The organism is Mesorhizobium sp. BR1-1-3 (assembly GCF_020165455.1).
Taxonomy (GTDB): Bacteria; Pseudomonadota; Alphaproteobacteria; order Rhizobiales; family Rhizobiaceae; genus Mesorhizobium; species Mesorhizobium ciceri.
Genome location: NZ_JAIUIC010000010.1, coordinates 62,712 through 79,718, shown reverse-complemented (window position 1 = coordinate 79,718; position 17,007 = coordinate 62,712). Strand labels below are relative to the sequence as shown.

18 protein-coding genes are annotated in these 17,007 nt (G+C 62.5%); 16 read left to right on the top strand and 2 right to left on the bottom strand.

Annotation, left to right across the window (positions count from 1 at the left end; genetic code table 11):
- Positions 1–66 precede the first annotated feature (66 nt).
- The 3 genes from LB559_RS21755 to LB559_RS21745 all read left to right on the top strand — a co-directional run bounded on the left by LB559_RS21755 (position 67) and on the right by LB559_RS21745 (position 2,386).
- Positions 67–864 (top strand): transporter substrate-binding domain-containing protein, encoded by a 798-nt coding sequence (locus LB559_RS21755; protein WP_224674940.1) that lies wholly within the window; start codon positions 67–69, stop codon positions 862–864.
- A gap of 77 nt (positions 865–941) precedes the next feature.
- A complete protein-coding gene (locus LB559_RS21750) occupies positions 942–1,649 on the top strand; it encodes an ABC transporter permease (protein ID WP_063168719.1) in 708 nt (235 codons plus the stop codon).
- Positions 1,650–1,654: 5 nt separating this feature from the next.
- Positions 1,655–2,386: an ABC transporter permease gene (locus LB559_RS21745; RefSeq protein WP_063173765.1), complete on the top strand. Its 732-nt coding sequence runs from the start codon at positions 1,655–1,657 to the stop codon at positions 2,384–2,386.
- 179 nt (positions 2,387–2,565) lie between these two features.
- Here the strand turns inward: LB559_RS21745 and LB559_RS21740 are convergent, their stop codons facing one another.
- Positions 2,566–3,783 (bottom strand): NAD(P)/FAD-dependent oxidoreductase, encoded by a 1,218-nt coding sequence (locus LB559_RS21740; protein ID WP_024503251.1) that lies wholly within the window; start codon positions 3,781–3,783, stop codon positions 2,566–2,568.
- A gap of 15 nt (positions 3,784–3,798) precedes the next feature.
- Positions 3,799–4,563, bottom strand: coding sequence for an HpcH/HpaI aldolase family protein (locus LB559_RS21735; RefSeq protein WP_024503252.1), 765 nt, complete (start codon positions 4,561–4,563; stop codon positions 3,799–3,801).
- Positions 4,564–4,680: 117 nt separating this feature from the next.
- Here LB559_RS21735 and LB559_RS21730 point away from each other — a divergent pair, with 117 nt between their 5' ends.
- The 13 genes from LB559_RS21730 (at position 4,681) to LB559_RS21670 (ending at position 16,928) form a co-directional block, all read left to right on the top strand.
- Positions 4,681–5,571, top strand: coding sequence for a 2-hydroxy-3-oxopropionate reductase (locus tag LB559_RS21730; protein WP_024503253.1), 891 nt, complete (start codon positions 4,681–4,683; stop codon positions 5,569–5,571).
- Between the two features lie 5 nt (positions 5,572–5,576).
- Entirely contained in the window at positions 5,577–6,389 is an 813-nt protein-coding gene (locus LB559_RS21725; protein WP_063172734.1) for a shikimate dehydrogenase family protein, read from the top strand.
- Positions 6,382–7,188 (top strand): SDR family NAD(P)-dependent oxidoreductase, encoded by an 807-nt coding sequence (locus LB559_RS21720; protein WP_063168722.1) that lies wholly within the window; start codon positions 6,382–6,384, stop codon positions 7,186–7,188. Before LB559_RS21725 ends, LB559_RS21720 begins: the two co-directional genes overlap by 8 nt.
- A 69-nt stretch (positions 7,189–7,257) precedes the next feature.
- Positions 7,258–7,605, top strand: coding sequence for a RidA family protein (locus LB559_RS21715; protein WP_224674939.1), 348 nt, complete (start codon positions 7,258–7,260; stop codon positions 7,603–7,605).
- Positions 7,606–7,655: 50 nt separating this feature from the next.
- Positions 7,656–8,444 (top strand): FadR/GntR family transcriptional regulator, encoded by a 789-nt coding sequence (locus LB559_RS21710; RefSeq protein WP_063170308.1) that lies wholly within the window; start codon positions 7,656–7,658, stop codon positions 8,442–8,444.
- A 287-nt stretch (positions 8,445–8,731) separates the two neighbouring features.
- On the top strand, positions 8,732–9,442 hold the full coding sequence (locus LB559_RS21705) for an SDR family oxidoreductase (RefSeq protein WP_013530403.1): 711 nt from the start codon (positions 8,732–8,734) through the stop codon (positions 9,440–9,442).
- A 12-nt stretch (positions 9,443–9,454) separates the two neighbouring features.
- Complete coding sequence (locus tag LB559_RS21700) at positions 9,455–10,204, top strand: SDR family NAD(P)-dependent oxidoreductase (protein ID WP_063168723.1); 750 nt, start codon at positions 9,455–9,457, stop codon at positions 10,202–10,204.
- A gap of 70 nt (positions 10,205–10,274) precedes the next feature.
- Entirely contained in the window at positions 10,275–11,225 is a 951-nt protein-coding gene (locus LB559_RS21695) for a LysR substrate-binding domain-containing protein (protein WP_013530401.1), read from the top strand.
- An 86-nt stretch (positions 11,226–11,311) separates the two neighbouring features.
- Entirely contained in the window at positions 11,312–12,346 is a 1,035-nt protein-coding gene (locus tag LB559_RS21690) for an amino acid ABC transporter substrate-binding protein (protein ID WP_013530400.1), read from the top strand.
- A gap of 79 nt (positions 12,347–12,425) precedes the next feature.
- A complete protein-coding gene (locus tag LB559_RS21685) occupies positions 12,426–13,589 on the top strand; it encodes an ABC transporter permease subunit (protein ID WP_013530399.1) in 1,164 nt (387 codons plus the stop codon).
- Positions 13,590–13,592: 3 nt separating this feature from the next.
- Positions 13,593–14,672: an amino acid ABC transporter permease gene (locus tag LB559_RS21680; RefSeq protein ID WP_064992567.1), complete on the top strand. Its 1,080-nt coding sequence runs from the start codon at positions 13,593–13,595 to the stop codon at positions 14,670–14,672.
- Between the two features lie 12 nt (positions 14,673–14,684).
- Entirely contained in the window at positions 14,685–15,443 is a 759-nt protein-coding gene (locus LB559_RS21675; protein ID WP_027161621.1) for an amino acid ABC transporter ATP-binding protein, read from the top strand.
- Positions 15,444–15,503: 60 nt separating this feature from the next.
- Positions 15,504–16,928: an FAD-binding oxidoreductase gene (locus tag LB559_RS21670; protein ID WP_224674938.1), complete on the top strand. Its 1,425-nt coding sequence runs from the start codon at positions 15,504–15,506 to the stop codon at positions 16,926–16,928.
- The last annotated feature ends 79 nt before the right edge of the window (positions 16,929–17,007 follow it).

The following is a 17,007-nucleotide window of genomic DNA, read 5'->3' as shown; positions in this document are numbered from 1 at the left end:
GCATTCTCGAAGCGTCCGGTTCGTACCGGACAACGGCAATGAAGACCAACAACAAGGGGAACTGATATGAAACTGAAAGTCTTGACGCTGCTCGCATGTCTCGCGGGAAGCATGGGAAGCGCATTGGCGGCCGAAGGCGAGTTGTCCATCGGAACGGAAGGCGCCTACCCGCCATGGAGCATGTCCGACGCCAGTGGCAACGTCACCGGTTTCGACGCCGATGTCGGCGCGTTGCTGTGCACCAAACTCGCGGTGACCTGCCATTTTGTCGTGCAGGCGTTCGACGGGTTGATCCCGGCGCTGAAGGCCAAGCGCTTCGACGTCATCATCTCGGGCATGTCGATCACCGCCGATCGCAAGAAGGAGATCAATTTCAGCGTCGGCTATGCCGAACTGGCCAACATGTTCGTAGCGGCCAAGGGTTCTGATCTGGCCGCGATCACCGACGTCGACACGCTGCTGAAGTCGCTCGACGGCAAGAAGGTCGGCGTGCAGGCTGGCACGACCCACGCGCATTTCCTCGAGAAGCGTGCACCGAATGCCGACCTGAAAACCTACGACACGCTTGACCAGATGCAGATCGACCTGGCGAGCGGCCGTATCGACACGGCTTTCGCCGATCAATCCGCCTTGCAGGATTTTCTGGACAAGCCTGACGGCAAGAACTTCCAACTGGTCGGTGTTGAGATCAAGAGCACATACGACCCGACGCTTGGCGAAGGCATCGGCGTCGGTATCGCGCAGGACAACACCGAACTCAAGGCCAAGATCGACAAGGCGCTTTGCGAGCTGATCGCGGACGGCTCGGTCGGCAAGGCAAGCGAGAAATGGTTCAAGACGGACATTTCCCGGCCCTGCAAATAACGCCTTGGAACCCTCGCATGCGCCCGGAGCGCCGGGCGCATGCGCTTCGCTGGCACGACAAGACTAGGGCAACTCAGATGGAATTCGGTCTCTGGCAGGTTTGGGAAGCGGGTTGGGTGACCGCCATCCTGCGTGGCGCGTCGATAACGATCCTGGTGGGTCTCGTCAGCATGGCGGCCGGGCTGGTGATCGGCATTGTCTGCGGCTTGATCAAATGGGCCCGGATATTTCCGCTCTCGCTGCTCGTTGATGCCTATACCTCGCTGGTGCGCGGCGTGCCCGAGCTGCTCATCATCTACCTCCTGTTTTTCAGTTCGGTTGAATTCGTGACCAAGGTCGTGACCGCTTTCGGCTATGCCGGGGTCGCGGAGAGCGGCTATGCGTTCGTCATCGCGGTCATCGCCATCGGCGCGATCTCCGGCGCCTATTCGACCGAGGTCGTGCGCGGGGCCCTGGGCGCGATCCCCAATGGGCATATCGAGGCCGCGCGCGCGCTCGGGCTATCGGGCGGCCGGATCTTTCGCCGCATCATCGCGCCGCAGATGCTGCGCATCGCGGTTCCCGGAATCAACAACGTCTGGCAGACCACGATCAAGGACACGGCCCTGGTCTCGGTGGTCGGCCTTCAGGAGCTGATGCGCATTTCTTTCATTGGCGCCAATTCCACCCGCCACCCGTTCATCTTCTACCTGATCGCGGCTGTGGTTTATCTGGCCATTACGCTCGTCAGCCAGGCCGGGTTCGACGGCATCGAACGCCTGCTCAGGGTGAGGACGAGAAAGTAGTTATGATGGATCTCATCCAGCTAGCGGTTCCCGTCCTGCTCAAGGGCCTGTGGGTCACAGCGGCACTAACGTTCGTCTCGGTGCTGATCGGCTTCAATCTGGGCCTAGGTTTGGCGCTGATGCGACTGTCGTCGAACCGCTTCCTGTCAGGCTTTGCCAAATATTATTCCAATGTCTTTCGCGGGACGCCACTGCTGGTGCAGATTTTCCTGTTCTATTACGGGCTTGGCCAACTTTCCCTGATCAAGGACAACGCAGCTTTGTGGTGGTTGATCAGCGACGGCGCGCGCTGCGCCGTGCTGGCGCTTGCGCTGAACACGGCTGCCTACACGTCGGAGATCCTGCGCGGCGGATTGATGTCGGTTCCGGTTGGCCTCGTCGAAGCGGCGCAGGCATGCGGCATGTCGCGCATGCTCCGGTTCCGGCGCATCGAGTTTCCGCTCGCCATCCGCCAGGCGCTGCCGGCCTATGGCAATGAGCTCATCCTGGTCGTCAAGGGGACCAGCCTTGCCTCGACGATCACGGTGCTCGAGATCACCGGCTACGCCAAGCGGCTGATGAGCCAGACCTTCGCAATCTTCGAAATCTTCGCCATTGCCGGCGTGCTCTACCTTGTGATCAATCTGCTGTTGATCGCCATCATCCGCGCCATAGAGCGTTTCCTCATGCGCCACGAGGCGTCCTCTGGCCGAGATCTGGCAGCGCCGCAACCAAATCGATCGACCGTGGGTTCGTGACGCCCCTGCTAAGATAGAGCGATCCGAAACCAATTGTCACTGACGGTCGAGTGGCTACTCGTCAGTCGTTGGAAACAAGCCCGGCGAGAAGCGAGTAGTTTTCACGACGTCTCTGACTAAGATGCAATTTCATTGGACGCTGAATGCCCGAGATAAAACGGGTGACCGATCGTCTCGCTTTAGATCACTGCTTCCTCGAGAAACGGCTCGTTGCGATCTATGCGCTCGTAACAGAACGGCGAAAGATCGAGCGTCTGGAAAGCCCCGTGAACGATAAGTTCTGAAACGGCCCGGCCCACGGCTGGCGACTGTTGCAGCCCGTGCCCCGAGAAGCCGTTGGCAAACATGAAATTGGTCACCTGCGGGTGGAAGCCGACGATGCCGTTGTGGTCGAGCATGTTGTACTCGTAGTGGCCGGTCCAACTGGTCTGGACCTTGAGTGCGTCGAAAGACGGAATGCGGTGCCAGAGTGCCGGCCAGATGTAGTCGTCGAACTCTTCATGGTGCATTTCAAAGTCGTCGTAGCCGGCCGGTCCGTCGCCTTGCGGCGTGTTGCCGGTGAGAAAAAGCTCGCCTTCGGGACGCACGAATGTTCCGGAAAGGTCGATGACATTGGGCATCCGGCCGGGGATCGGGTTGGCGCTGGCGAAGACGAAGCTGTAGCGCTTGTAGGGCGCGACCGGGATCGACAGGCCGGCCATGGCGGCCACCTGCTGAGCGCGCGGGCCCGCGGCGTTGACCAATGTTCCGCAGGCAACCGTCTGTCCGGTCGCGAGGCGCACCGAGATGACCCGCCCATCGGCGATATCCAGCCCTGTCACGGCATTGTCGATATACTCGACGCCGCTGGCGCGGGCTGCGCGGCGGAAACCGTTCATCAGCCCCACGGAATCGAACCAGCCCTCTTCCCTGGCCCCCCAGGAACCGCCACCGAGATCCTCCACATTGAGCCAGGGGAAGCGATCCTTCAGCGGGCCCGGCTCAAGAAACACCGTGTGGGCCCCAAAACTGCGCTGCAGATCGACGCGCTCGCGGGCCGCTTTGACGCCGTCGGGTGAACAGCAGTAAAGATACCCATGCTCCTTGAAGCCGAGGTCGGGCGCCGGTTCGTCCTTGTAGAAAGGTGCCATACGCTCCTGAAATCCGCGGATGACCTCGATGCCGAACTGGCTGATCTTCACATTGATCGGATTGGAATATTGCTGCCGGATCGCACTGGTGGAGAGCGCCGTCGACGAGAATTCGTAGCTCGAGTCGCGTTCGACCACGAGGATCGAGGCGCCGCTGCCCAGCGCCTGGCTCAGCCAGTAGGCCGTGGACGAACCGATGACGGCGCCGCCGACGATGACGATGTCGTAGGCGGTCCGTGACGGCGCTTTGTACCGGGGGATCGGCATGGCTGTATCTCCGGTCTACTGAGTGAACGAAGCGACCAAGGCATCCGAGCCCCGCGCCAGCAGGCCGAGGTCGGAACCAACGGCAACCATGGTGAAGCCGTCGGCGAGGTAGCGGTCGGCATCGGTCTTTGCGGGAGCCAGGATCCCGCTGGCCTTGCCTGCCGCCGTTGCTGCCTTGCGCACCGAGGCGATCGCTTCTTGAACGTGTGCGGCCCCGGGATTGCCCATCGCACCCATGTTGGTGGAAAGGTCGCCGGGCCCGACGAACAGAACGTCGACGCCGTCCACTGCCGCGATCTCGGCGGCATTGGCGACGCCTAATTCATCCTCGATCTGTACGGCGAGAAGCTGCTGCTCACGCGCCTTGGCGTGGTAACCGGGGATGCGACCGAAGCCGTTGGCACGGTGACCGACCGAGAAGCCGCGAAATCCACCAGGCGCATATGTCATGGCCGCGACAATGGCGCGGGCCTGATCGGCCGTCCGCACATTGGGGATCATCAGGCTGCGCGCACCGATATCCAGGGCCTGCTTGATCAGATTGGGATCGTCGGAAGGCAGCCTGACGACGGCCTCGCTGTCGAAGCCGCCCATGACCTGCAACTGGGCCATGATGCTGCGCAGATGGTTGGGGCTATGCTCGCCATCGATCAGCAGCCAGCCGGCGCCGGAGCCCGCGACAATTTCCGTCGTCAGGGCGGAAGCCAGCGAGCACCAGATGCCGATATGGGCCCGGCCGGCCGACACGGCAGCCTTCAGCGTGTTGAGGCGCTCTTGCATTTTGCGGTCAGTCTCCGATGAGCGATAGGACATTGAAATTTGTATGATGTCCTATATCATACGGCAATAATTTGCTGCAAGATGCAATACGCACCAACCTTCGTACGGGGTTCAAGAATGAAGATCGGGTTCATCGGGCTCGGTGTGATGGGAGCACCGATGGCGCACCATCTCGTCGGCGCGGGACATGAGATCTTCACGGTCCTGAACCGCTCCCCTCTGCCGAAGGACCTTAGGGCATCGGTCGTCGCCTCTCCTGGCGATGTGGCGCGGATGTCCGAGATCATCGTGACCATGCTGCCCGACACGCCAGATGTGGAGCGTGTCCTGCTTGGAGGAAACGGCGTCCTGGAGGGGCTGTCGGCCGATAAGCTGGTCATCGACATGAGCTCGATAAGCCCTATCGCCACTGCGGAATTCGCAGCGAAACTGCGGCAAGCGGGAGCCGGCTACCTCGACGCCCCGGTCTCGGGCGGTGAGGTCGGCGCCAAGGCGGCGAGCCTCACCATCATGGTCGGCGGGCCGACCGCAGAGTTCGAGCGCGCGCTGCCGATCTTTCGGACGCTGGGCAAGAACATCACCTTGATCGGCGAGCACAATGGCGCCGGCCAGACCTGCAAGATCGCAAATCAGATCATCGTCGCGCTCAACATAGAGGCCGTGGCGGAAGCGCTCGTCTTTGCCAGCAAGGCCGGTTGCGACCCGGCAAAGGTGCGCGCCGCGCTGATGGGCGGCTTTGCCTCGTCCCGCGTGCTGGAGGTGCATGGCGAGCGCATGATCGCCCGGACCTTCGCCCCGGGCTTTCGCATGCGGCTTCACCAGAAGGATCTCAACCTCGCGCTCGAAAGCGCCCGCGCGCTTGGCGTCTCGCTGCCGAACACCGCGATGGCGCAACAACTGATGAGCGCCTGCTCAGCCCGACCAGGCGGCGCGGAGGCCGACCACTCGTCCCTCGTCCAGGCGCTGGAGATCCTCAGCGGCCACGAACTGTCAAAAGAAAAGGAGTAAAACCGATGCGCGGAACCGGCAAGGCCGAGATCTTCGTGATGCTGGCCCATCCCGTGGCCCATGCCAAGAGCCCCGGCATATTCAACGAGATCTTCGAGCAGAAGGGCCTCGACAGCCTCATGGTGCCCTTGAGCTGCCGCCCGGAGGATTTCGAGGCCTTCTGGGCTGGCATTACGGCAGCCGAGAATATCAGGGGCGTGATCATCTCGGTGCCGTACAAGGTTGCGGTCTATCACAAATGCACCGCCGCTCACGACCGCGCCGCGAGGGTGCAGAGCGCCAATTCCGTGCGCCGGCTGCCCGATGGCAGCTGGTACGCCGACAATTTCGACGGCGTCGGCTTTATCGATGGCCTCAATGCAGGCGGGCATCAGATTGCCGGCCGCCGCATTCTCCAAGTTGGAGCCGGCGGTGCCGGCGCGTCCCTGGCCTATTGTCTTGCGGAAGCCGGCGCCGAAGAAATCCGCCTCGCCGACCTCGATACCGGTCGCGCCGAAAAACTGGCGGCGCTGGTTGCGCAGGTCTTCCCGAAATGCCGCATCCAGGTCGGCGAGGCCGATCCTTTCGGCATGCATATGGCGATCAACGCCACACCGGTCGGCATGCACGCCGGCGACCCGCTGCCGCTGGATGTGAGCCGGCTGACCCCGGACATGACGGTCGTCGACATCATCATGGAGCCCGCCGAGACCCCCCTGCTAAAGGCGGCGAAAGAGATTGGCTGCCGCATTCAGCCGGGGCGCCCGATGATGGATTTCCAGGTCCGGGCCATGTCCGAATTCTTCGACATCGAAGGCAAGGGTCGCGGCAATGGCTGAGACATTGACGGCCGTCGTCATCGGCGGCACTTCCGGCATCGGACGCGCGATAGCGCTGCGCTTTGCCGAGGACGGCTACCATCTGGTGGTCGCCGGCAGGGATGCGGCACGGGGCGATGAGGCGGTTGGCGCCTGCGCGGCGGTTGGCGCACCGCGCGCGCTGTTTGTCCAGACCGATGTCGCCGAATCCGGCTCGGTGGAAGCGCTGGCGCAGGCCGTCAGCGACGCGTTCGGTACCCCGCACGTCGTCGTCAACTGCGCCGGCATCCTGCAGAGTGGCAAGCACGTCCTCGACCAGGATCTGGACGAAGACGAGAGGATGTGGCGAGTGAACTATCGCGGCACCTTGCTGGGTTGCCAGGTGTTCGGTCGGCTGATGTCGGCTGCCGGGCGAGGCGCGATCCTGAACGTCGGCTCGCTTGCCTCCTTCGCGCCGCTGTCCCTGCCCGCCTACACGCCCGGAAAGCATGCCGTCCTGGCCTTGACCCAGATCCTGGCCGCCGAGCTCGGTCCGCACGGCGTACGCGTCAATGCGGTGGCACCCGGCTACACGCTTTCGGACGGGCTGAAAGCCAGGATCGCCAAGGGTGAGCGCAACCCCGAAGCCATCCAGGCGACCACCGCGCTGCGCCGCTTCGTCGAGCCGCGCGACGTTGCCGAGGCCGCACTGTTCCTCTGCTCCGACCGGGCCGCATCGATAACCGGCGTCACGCTGCCCGTCGACGCCGGCTGGCTCGTTCAGGCGCCCTACGCACAATATCTGCAGGGAAACCCCATCCGCCAGACGCCGGCAATCTGACCCATCCGGCGGAGGCCGGAAATCTGACCCCACCGGCGGAGGCCGGAAATTTGACCCAAGGACAATCCAATGAGTGACATCAAGCGCTTCGACTTCGACACCCGCATCCACCACGGGGTCATGCACAATGGCACCCTCTACCTCACCGGCCAGGTCGCAAAGCCGGGTCAGTCCGCAGCCGACCAGATGCGCGAGGCGCTTGGCAAGGTCGACGTCCTGCTTGCCAAGGCCGGTACGGACAAGACACGTATCCTTCACGTGCAGATGTGGCTGGACGACGTCAGGGATTTCGACGAGGTCAACACGGTCTGGGACGGATGGATGCCGAAGGAGCATGCACCCGCGCGCTCTTCCGGCGAAGGACGGATGGCCAAGCCTGGAATGCTGGTCGAGCTGATCGTCACCGCGGCGGTTTGAATGGCCTTGCCGGTTCAGGCATCATCGCGAATCTGGCTAAGGGGAGACTGATGACGAAGCGCAAACCGCTTTCCACTGTCGTGGCGGAGAGTCTGTCCGAAAAGATCCGTTCCGGATCTCTGCTTCCCGGCGCGCAATTGCCGACCGAGGCGGAGCTTTGTGCCGAGTACGACGTCAGCCGGACGGTGGTGCGGGAAGCGGTGGCGCGATTGCGCTCCGAAGGGATGGTGGTGCCGCAGCAGGGCCGCGGCATGTTCGTCAGCGAAACGCCGGCGCCGCGCAATTTCTCGATACCGGACGAGGCGCTGAGGACCTTGCCGGAAACCATTGCCCTGCTCGAACTGAGATTAAGTGTCGAAGTGGAGTCCGCCGGGCTATGCGCGGAACGGCGCACCGATGCGGAGGCGAGTGGAATCCGAACCCTGATGGAACAGGTCGACGCCCAGCAAGCGGATCCCGCTGTCGTCCAGATCCATTATGACTATGATTTCCATCTGGCGATCGCCAAAGCCGCGCGCAACGAATTCATCCACGGCTTCCTGAGCTATCTCAGGCCGATGATCGTTCCGCGCTTTCAACTGGGCTACGTGGTCACGCCGGCGCTCAAGGACAGCTACTACGCACGCATTCACAACGAGCACAAAACCATCGTGGACGCCATCGAAAGGCAGGACGGTCGTGCCGCTCGCCAGGCCATGCGCAAGCATCTGCACAACAGCCTCGGGCGTGTGCGCGCTTTGGCACGGGCTTCGGGCGTCGCGGCGACAGAGGCAGAGCAGCAGGCGGCTGCGGCCTCGCTCTTTACCGATATGAAGAGGCCTGTTTCGACCGGCGGATAGGCCCCGGCTTCGATCACCCAGGCATTCGCACTCACCCAGATTAGCCACCGCATTGCGAAAGCCATGTTTTGGCTCCGCCAGCTGACCTGAACCGTTTCCCGCAGGTTGAGAACATCGTTTTCCCGTCGTTTCCTTCGGTTTTCAGCCTCGGCGCCGAGGTCAGCACCTGTCCAGGTTTCGGGCGGGAGAAGAGAATTCGAAAGTTTATCTTTCCTTTTTGCTGGTTTTCTTGGTTTCGCGGCATCGGCCCAGGCCGCAGACTGAATCAGGCAATCAGGGAAGCCAACGTGACGACAGCCTTCATCACAGGTGCAACAAGCGGCATAGGGCGGGCCATGGCGATCGCACTGAGCGACGCCGGCTACGATGTCTATGCGGTCGGGCGCAGCCAGGCCGCGCTCAAGGCGTTGCAGGCCGAGCGATCCGGCATCGTGCCCATCGCCGTCGACGTGACCGATCGCGAGGCGCTGGAAGCTGTTCTGGCGGATCTGACCATCGACGTGCTGATCAATAATGCCGGGATCATGCCACCGTTGGGCAATTTCGCCGACATGAAAATCTCCGACATCGACACCACGCTGGAGGTCAACCTCAGCGCGGCAATCCTGCTTACCCGCCTCGTCGTTCCGCAGATGCGCGAGCGGCAGGCTGGCCACATTCTGTTCACCGGCTCCACCGCGGGCCACGCGGCATATTCCAACATTGCCGTCTATTCGGCCACCAAGGCGGCGATATCAGGCTTTGCCGCCGCGTTGCGCGCCGACCTCTCCCCATCAGGCGTCCGTGTCACCGAGATCGTCGCCGGCCGTGTCGAGACGCAGCTCTACCAGGACATCCTCGACGCAAAGGCGCGCGCGGCCATGTACGCCAGCAAAGTGGTGCAGCCGGATGACGTGGCCAGAATGGTGGTCGCGGTACTCGGCCTGCCCGCATGGGCCGACGTTACCCGTTTCGACATCATGCCGACATGGCCAACCTCGCCAAGCGGCACCAAGTAAGGAAAAACTGGAATGAAGGATCTTTCCGTTCTGATCGTAGGCGGCGGCGCTGGCCTCGGCGCGCTTTTGGCCAGGATGGCTGTAGAGGCCGGGGCTGCAAAGATCGGCATCATCGACATCAACCAGGACGCCGCCGAAGCCGCTCTCGCACCGGCAAAGGCCAACGGCCTGCCGACCGCGGCCGCCCTGTGCGACATCCAGGTCGGCCCTCAGTGCCACGCCGCCTTCGACGCCATCGTTTCGAAGCTCGGGCGTATCGACACGCTGATCAATTGCGCCGCGATCTACCCTCGCCGCCCGCTCCTCGAGATCAGCGACGCCGATTGGGATGCCTCCAATGGCATCAACATCAAGGGCACTTATCACATGATGGTGGCAGCCGTTCGCCACATGCAATCGCAGGAGCCGAAGAGCCATGTGCGTGGCCGGATCGTCAACCTGACCTCTGTCGATGCCTTCAAGGCGCATCCGCAGAACGCCCACTATGCGGCAACCAAGGCCGCCGTGGTCAGCCTGACGCGCTCCTTTGCCCATGACGTCGCAAAACACGGGATCCTGGTCAATTCGGTGGCCCCCGCAGGGATGGCCACGGAGCGGGCCAAGGCCCTCGGCTTCCTCGAGGAACTGGCCAAGGCGAGCCCGCTGGGTCGTGGCGCCGAGCCTGCGGAGATTGCCGAGTGGGTTCTCATGACCGGCGGCCCCAAGAATACCTACATGACCGGAGAAAACGTAATTGTTTCAGGTGGTTATATATACGCCTGAGCTATTTTCGCGGCGCCGGCGGCGCTGAATTGTCCAACAGGAACGCAAGCGAAAGGAGGTGGAATAGACGATGACCGGCAAGCTTCGCCTTCCCTCGCTGAATGCGCTTCGCGTCTTCCACGCCGTCGCGCAGCACAAGAGCTTCCGGCAGGCGGCGGATGAATTGCTGGTCACGCCGCAGGCCGTCGGACAGCAGATCAAGCTACTGGAGGACACGCTTCAGGTGACACTGTTCGAACGCAAGGGGCGGTCGGTCGAATTGACCGAGTCTGCCATCCTTCTCTCGCACTATGTCAAAGCTGGGTTCGACGAGTTTTCCGAAGGTGTTCGCCGCGTCACCAAGTCGAATTACCGGGACCGCATCAACCTGAATGCGAGCCCCTATTTCGCGACCCACTATTTGCTGCCTCGCCTATCTCTGTTCCGGGAGATATTGCCCGGTGCGGATCTGCGCCTGACGACGATGGTCGATCTGCCCGATTTCGGACGCGACGACATCGATATGACCGTCCAGTGGGGCTACGGCAATTGGCCGGACTACGAGACCATACTGCTGGTGCCTGATCCGAAGGTCATCTGCTGCACTCCGGCCATCGGCGAGAGCATCAAGTCGGCGCAGGACCTGACGTTGTTCACGTTGCTGGACACCGTCAAGTCGAAGCGCCTTTGGCCAGACATTTTACGCCACCTTGCCATCGAGCAGACGGACGGCAACCGAAGCATCAGCTTCGACGATGCCGCGACCATGCGCCGTGCAACCCTGCAAGGCATCGGCGTCGGTCTCGTCTCCGTCATCGACGCCGAGGAAGATTTGAGGTCGGGGGCGCTGGTCGCTCCGGTCGGGCGCGACGCCCTTGCCGATATGCGGCCGGAAGAAGTTCCTGGGTTCTACCTGATCGTCCCGCGCGGGCACCTGCGCGTGAAGGCGGTCGCCGCCCTTCACCGATGGCTCGCCCAGCAGGACTGGGGCAGCGATCTGAAGATTTCCTCCGTGCCGAAACCGACCCCGCTTTCCGATTAGGAGCGGCTTTGAGACAGAGCTCCGAAAGAGAACTTTTGGGCCTCCAACAACAAGAAACCAAACAACCTCAACAGTGGAGACGGAACATGAAGACGATGAAATGGGGGGCCGCAGCCATGGCCCTTGGACTTGTGCATTTTGCAGCGCCGGCAGAAGCCGCCGGCGGCAAGACGCTGGAAGCCGTCAAGGCGCGCGGCGTGCTCAACTGCACCGGCCATGACGGGTCTTATCTCGGCTTCGCCGAAGTCGACGACAAGGGCAACTGGAAGGGCATGGACATCGATCTCTGCCGGGCGGTGGCCACGGCCGTGCTCGGCGACCCGGCAAAACTGAAGGTCGTTCCGATCAGCTGGGCGCAGCGCTGGCCGTCCCTGCAATCGGGCGATGTCGACATCATCATCAAGGCGTCGGGCGGCACGCTCAGCCGCGACACCGAGCTCGGGCTGCAATTTTCCATGTCCTATTACCTCGGAACGACCAAGGTGATGGCGCACAAGGAGCTAAACCTCAAGTCGCTCAAGGATGCGGCCGGCGGCACGATCTGCATTCCCGCCGGCACGTCGCAGGAACAGCAGGTCGCGGCCTATACGGCCAAGCTTGGCATCAAGCTCGAACCCGTGCTCATCGAAAAGACCGAGGAGCTCGAGCAGGCCTATTTCTCCGGACGCTGCGATCTCTATGCGCAGTGGGGCCCGACGCTCGCCATTGCGCGCATCGCCAAGAGCAAGGTCGACGACCATGTCATCCTGCCCGACGTGCTCGCCGTCGAGCCTGAAGTCATGATCATGCGCCAAGGCGACGACAATTGGGTTGACATCGCCAACTGGACGCTGAGCACGCTGATCTTCGCCGAGCAGGAAGGCATCACCTCCAAGAACGTCGACGAGGTCAAGGCCAAGCCGACCTCGCCGCAAGTCGCCAAGTTCCTCGGCGTCACGCCAGGCATGGGCAAGGGTCTCGGTCTCGATGATGACTGGGCCTACAAGGTGATCAAGAACGTCGGCAATTACGGCGAAATCTTCGAGCGCGACCTCGGCAAGGACTCGCCCTACAAGATGGACCGCGAGTTGACCAACCTTTGGAACAATGGCGGTGTCCTGTTCCCGCTGGTGATCGACTGATCCGTCCTTAACTCACCCGCTCCAGGCCCCGCCCGGCACAGCGGGGCGGGGTCGGCGACAATTCGGCAAGGATCTTTGGATGGTCAGCCTGCTGAGAAATCAAAAGGTCCGCAACGCGCTGTTGCAGGTCCTCTATGTCGGCTCGATCGCCGCGATGGTGCTTGCCGGCATCGTGATCGCCCGCCGCAACCTGGCTGATCAGGGGATCACCTCCGGATTCGACTTTCTGTTCAAGTCGACGGGTTGGGATGTGAATTTCTCGCTGCTGCCCGCCACGGCCAATGATCCCTATTGGTGGTACTTCCTCATCGGCATCATCAACACGCTGTTCCTGGGGAGCGTCGGCCTGATACTGGCGACGATCGTGGGAACGATCGTCGGTCTGGCGCGGACGTCTTCGAACGATTTGGCGCGGCTGCTCGGCCGTACCTATGTGGACATCTTCCGCAACATTCCGCTGATCCTCCAGGTTTTCTTCTGGTATGCGATCATCACGCACCTGCCGACGCCGCGCAGCGCGCACGAAGCCTGGGGCTTCCTGCTCACCAGCCGAGGACTCTACATCCCATTCCCGAACGTCGGCAGTGCCGCGTTTGCCGCAGCCACAGTGGCTGTGATCGCGGCCATCGTGCTGCCGGCCTGGCTGGGCAGGACGTCGCTCCTTGCCCAGCCGATCGGCCAGCGGCGCACCATCCAGTTTGCCGCCGCCGCAGCGGCACTGGCCTGCGCGACCATCATTCTGGCTCTCGGACGTCTGCCGGATACGCCGCTGCTGGACTTCCCTGCCCTGCAAGGCCTCAATCTGAGAGGCGGCCTGCGTATCCCTCCGGAGTTCGCCACCCTCGCCATCGCCATCGCCATCTATGGCGGCTCCTACATTGCGGAGATCGTGCGCGGAGGCTTCAAATCTGTCGGCACCGGCCAGGTCGAGGCAGCTCTTTCCTTGGGCCTTAGTCCCTGGCGGGTCTTCACGCTGGTGCGGCTGCCGCTGGCGCTGCGTGCCATGCTGCCGATCCTTGCCAATCAGTATGTCTGGCTGATGAAGGCGACGACGATGGGCATCGCCGTGGGCTTCACCGACTTCTTCATGATTGTGGCGCTGACGATCAACCATTCCGGGCAAACCCTCGAAGCGATCGGCATCCTGATGGCAGGCTTCCTCGCCATCAACCTCAGCCTTGCCGCCGTCTTCAACCGCATCAACAAGGCAATTGCCCTCAAGGGCAATCAACTGAGGGGCTGAGAGATGGAGATGGTCATTGTCGCTCCACCCGCTCCCGGCAGGCTTGAGGATCTGAGGCGACGCTTCTTCGCGACGCCGCTTCAGGCGGTGGTGTCGCTGGCCTGTCTGACGATCATGGTCTTCCTGGTCTGGAAGCTGCTGAATTGGGCGGTTTTCTCGGCTGTCTTCACCACCAGCGGCGGGCCGGAAGCCTGCCAGGCGGCAGCGGGAGCCTGCTGGTCGGTCATCGCAGCGAGATGGCGGATCATCTTCTTCGGCCTCTATCCCTACGAGGAACAATGGCGCTCGGCGCTGGCCTGCGTCGCCGTTGTGGTGATGACGGTGCTGAGCTGTATCCCGGCGTTCTGGACGGGCCGCCGGATCGCGCTGGTATGGGGAGCCGGAACAGGCCTTTTCTACGTATTGATGAAAGGCGGCGTGCTTGGCCTTGCCCATGTCGGCGAGGAAGCCTGGGGCGGGCTGGCGCTGACCCTGTTCATCTTCGTGACCACCTGCCTGATCGGTTTCCCCTTGGCGATCTGCCTGGCCTTGCTGCGCCGGTCGGAGCTGCCCTGGATTTCGCGGACCACCGGCCTCATCATCGACGGGGTCCGGTCGCTTCCGCTGATATCGATCCTCTTCACCTTTGCAGTGGTTCTGCCGTTCGCGCTGCCGCAATGGCTGCAGGGCGACAAGCTTTACCGCGTGATCCTAGGCTCCGCTCTGTTCTTCTCCGCCTATCAGGCTGAGATCGTGAGAGGCGGCATGCAGGGCGTTGCGACAGGACAGGAGGAGGCTGCCATGGCGCTCGGCATGCGCTACTGGCAACGCATCAGCCGCATCCTCCTGCCTCAGGCAATGCGCAACGCGATGCCGGCCACGATCAACCAGTTCGTCATCTCGTTCAAGGAGACCTCGCTGGTGGTCATCGTCGGTTTCTTCGAGATCCTGGCTTCCGGCAATGCCGCCTATGGCACCGGCGAATGGCGCTTCGCCTATGTCGAAGTCTATGCCTTCATCGCCTTCATCTACTTCATCTTCGTCTTCAGCCTATCCCGCTATGGCGCCTTTCTCGAGCGCCGCATGTCGGTCAGCGAACGGTAAGGAGGCGTGCAGGTGATCTCAACCAATTCGACCGGTGAGCCAGCGCTCCGCATCGAAAACCTCGACAAATACTACGGCACGTTCCAAGCACTGCGCGGGATAAACCTTTCCGTACAACGGGGCGAAAAAATCGTCGTCTGCGGACCCTCCGGCTCCGGCAAATCGACGATGATCCGCTGCATCAACCGCCTCGAACAGCACAATGGCGGCCGCATCGCGGTGCTCGGGACCGAGCTCAACGACGATGTCGGCAATATCGACGAGATCAGGCGTGAAGTCGGCATGGTGTTCCAGCACTTCAACCTGTTCCCGCACATGACGGTGCTGGAGAACTGCATGATCTCCCCGATGATCGTGCGCAAGCAGCCGCGGGCGCAAGCCGAGGCAACCGCCCGCCACTACCTGGAGAAGGTGCGCATTCCCGAGCAGGCCATGAAATATCCCAGCCAATTGTCCGGCGGTCAGCAGCAGCGCGTCGCCATTGCACGCGCTCTTTGCATGCAGCCGCAGATCATGCTGTTCGACGAACCGACCTCGGCGCTCGATCCGGAAATGGTTTCCGAAGTGCTTGACGTCATGGTCACGCTTGCCTCGGAAGGCATGACGATGATCTGCGTGACGCATGAAATGGGCTTTGCGCGTCGCGTGGCGGACCGGGTGCTTTTCATGGACGGCGGCGAGATCCTCGAAGAAGCGCCTCCGGACGAGTTCTTCACCTCTTCCCGCAACGAGCGCACTCGACAATTCCTGTCGCAGGTGCTGGGTCATTGATTGGAAGCAACGATCCGGGACGTGTCGGACGGCACGCCCTCAGCTAACTCGGGTAGATCAATGACCGATCCCGCCACCGCGCTGCACGAGATTCTCGGGCCGAAAGGCTGGCTTTCGGGCCGGGATGCCGAGCCCTACCGGCGCGATTGGCTCAATCGCTACGGCGTCGCACCTCTGGGCGTTGCCAGGCCCGCGAATACGCCGGAGGTTGCCAGTGTCGTCAAACTATGTCGCGAGGCCGGACTGGCAGTCGTGCCGCAAGGCGGAAACACCGGGCTTTGCGGCGCCGCCGTCGCCGAGCAGCCGAATGCGGTGATCGTCTCGCTGTCACGCATGACGGCGATCGGGAAGCCGGATCTGGACAGCGGATCGATCGTCGTCGAGGCGGGTGTCGTGCTGGCCACGCTGCACGAGGCGCTGGAGCCGCATGGGCTGATGTTTCCAATGCATCTGGGCGCAGAAGGCAGCGCCAGGATCGGCGGCCTGATCGGCACCAATGCCGGCGGCAGCCAGGCTTTCCGATACGGCATGATGCAGGATCTCGTCCTGGGTCTTGAAGTCGTGACGCCTGATGGCGGGATTTGGGACGGACTGCGCGCGGTGCAGAAGGACAATGCCGGCTATCAACTGCGCAAGCTGTTCTGTGGCGCTGAGGGCACGCTCGGCATCGTCACGCGCGCGATCCTGCGGCTCTACCCCAAGCCTCGGCAGCAAGCGAGCGCCCTTCTGGTCCTGCCCGACTTTGCCGCCGCCGTTTCGTTCGGCGCCTTCCTGCGCGGCGAGGCCGGGGAATTCCTGACTGGCCTCGAGTTCTTCTCCGATGTGGGCCTGCGATTGGCGCTCAAGCACGTGCCCGACCTTGCCTACCAACTGGAGACACGGGGCGACGTCTATCTGCTGGTCGAACTGGCATCGGGGTCGTCACGCGTTCCCCTGGACGAGATCCTGGCTTCGGCTCTGGAATGGGGGATGGAACAGAGCCTGGTTAGCGACGGCGCGCTGGCGGCGACAGGTGCGCATCGGGCACAATTCTGGCGGCTGCGCGAGGAGCAACCGGAGGGACAAAGGCTGGAAGGCGAGCAACTCAAGCACGACATCTCCGTCCCTCCAGGTGCAATCGCCCGTTTCGTCGAGGCTGGCGCGAAGATCTGCGGCGGCATTCTTCCCGGTGTGCGGATAAACCCGTTCGGGCACCTCGGCGACGGAAACATCCATTACAATTTGTCTCCGCCGGAAGGTCGTGCCGATTTCGACGGCAAGGCCGAGCTGTTCGCAGAGGCGCTGTCATCTCTTGCCACTCAGATGGGCGGCAGCTTTGCCGCCGAGCATGGGCTTGGCCGGGCAAAGGTGGTCATGGCCGACCGCAATCGCGGCCTGGTGGAGCGAGAGCTCATGGCGCGGCTCAAAGGCGCGTTCGATCCGCTGGGCACGATGAACCCGGACGTCCTGGTTCGCGCCTCTCGGGAAAGAAAAACTTTCGAATAGACGGCATTTCTTGGTTTCGTCTCGATGCGCCAGCGTGCACGTATGAATCCGAAAGGCAGGCTCGATCCGCTTGCCGCCT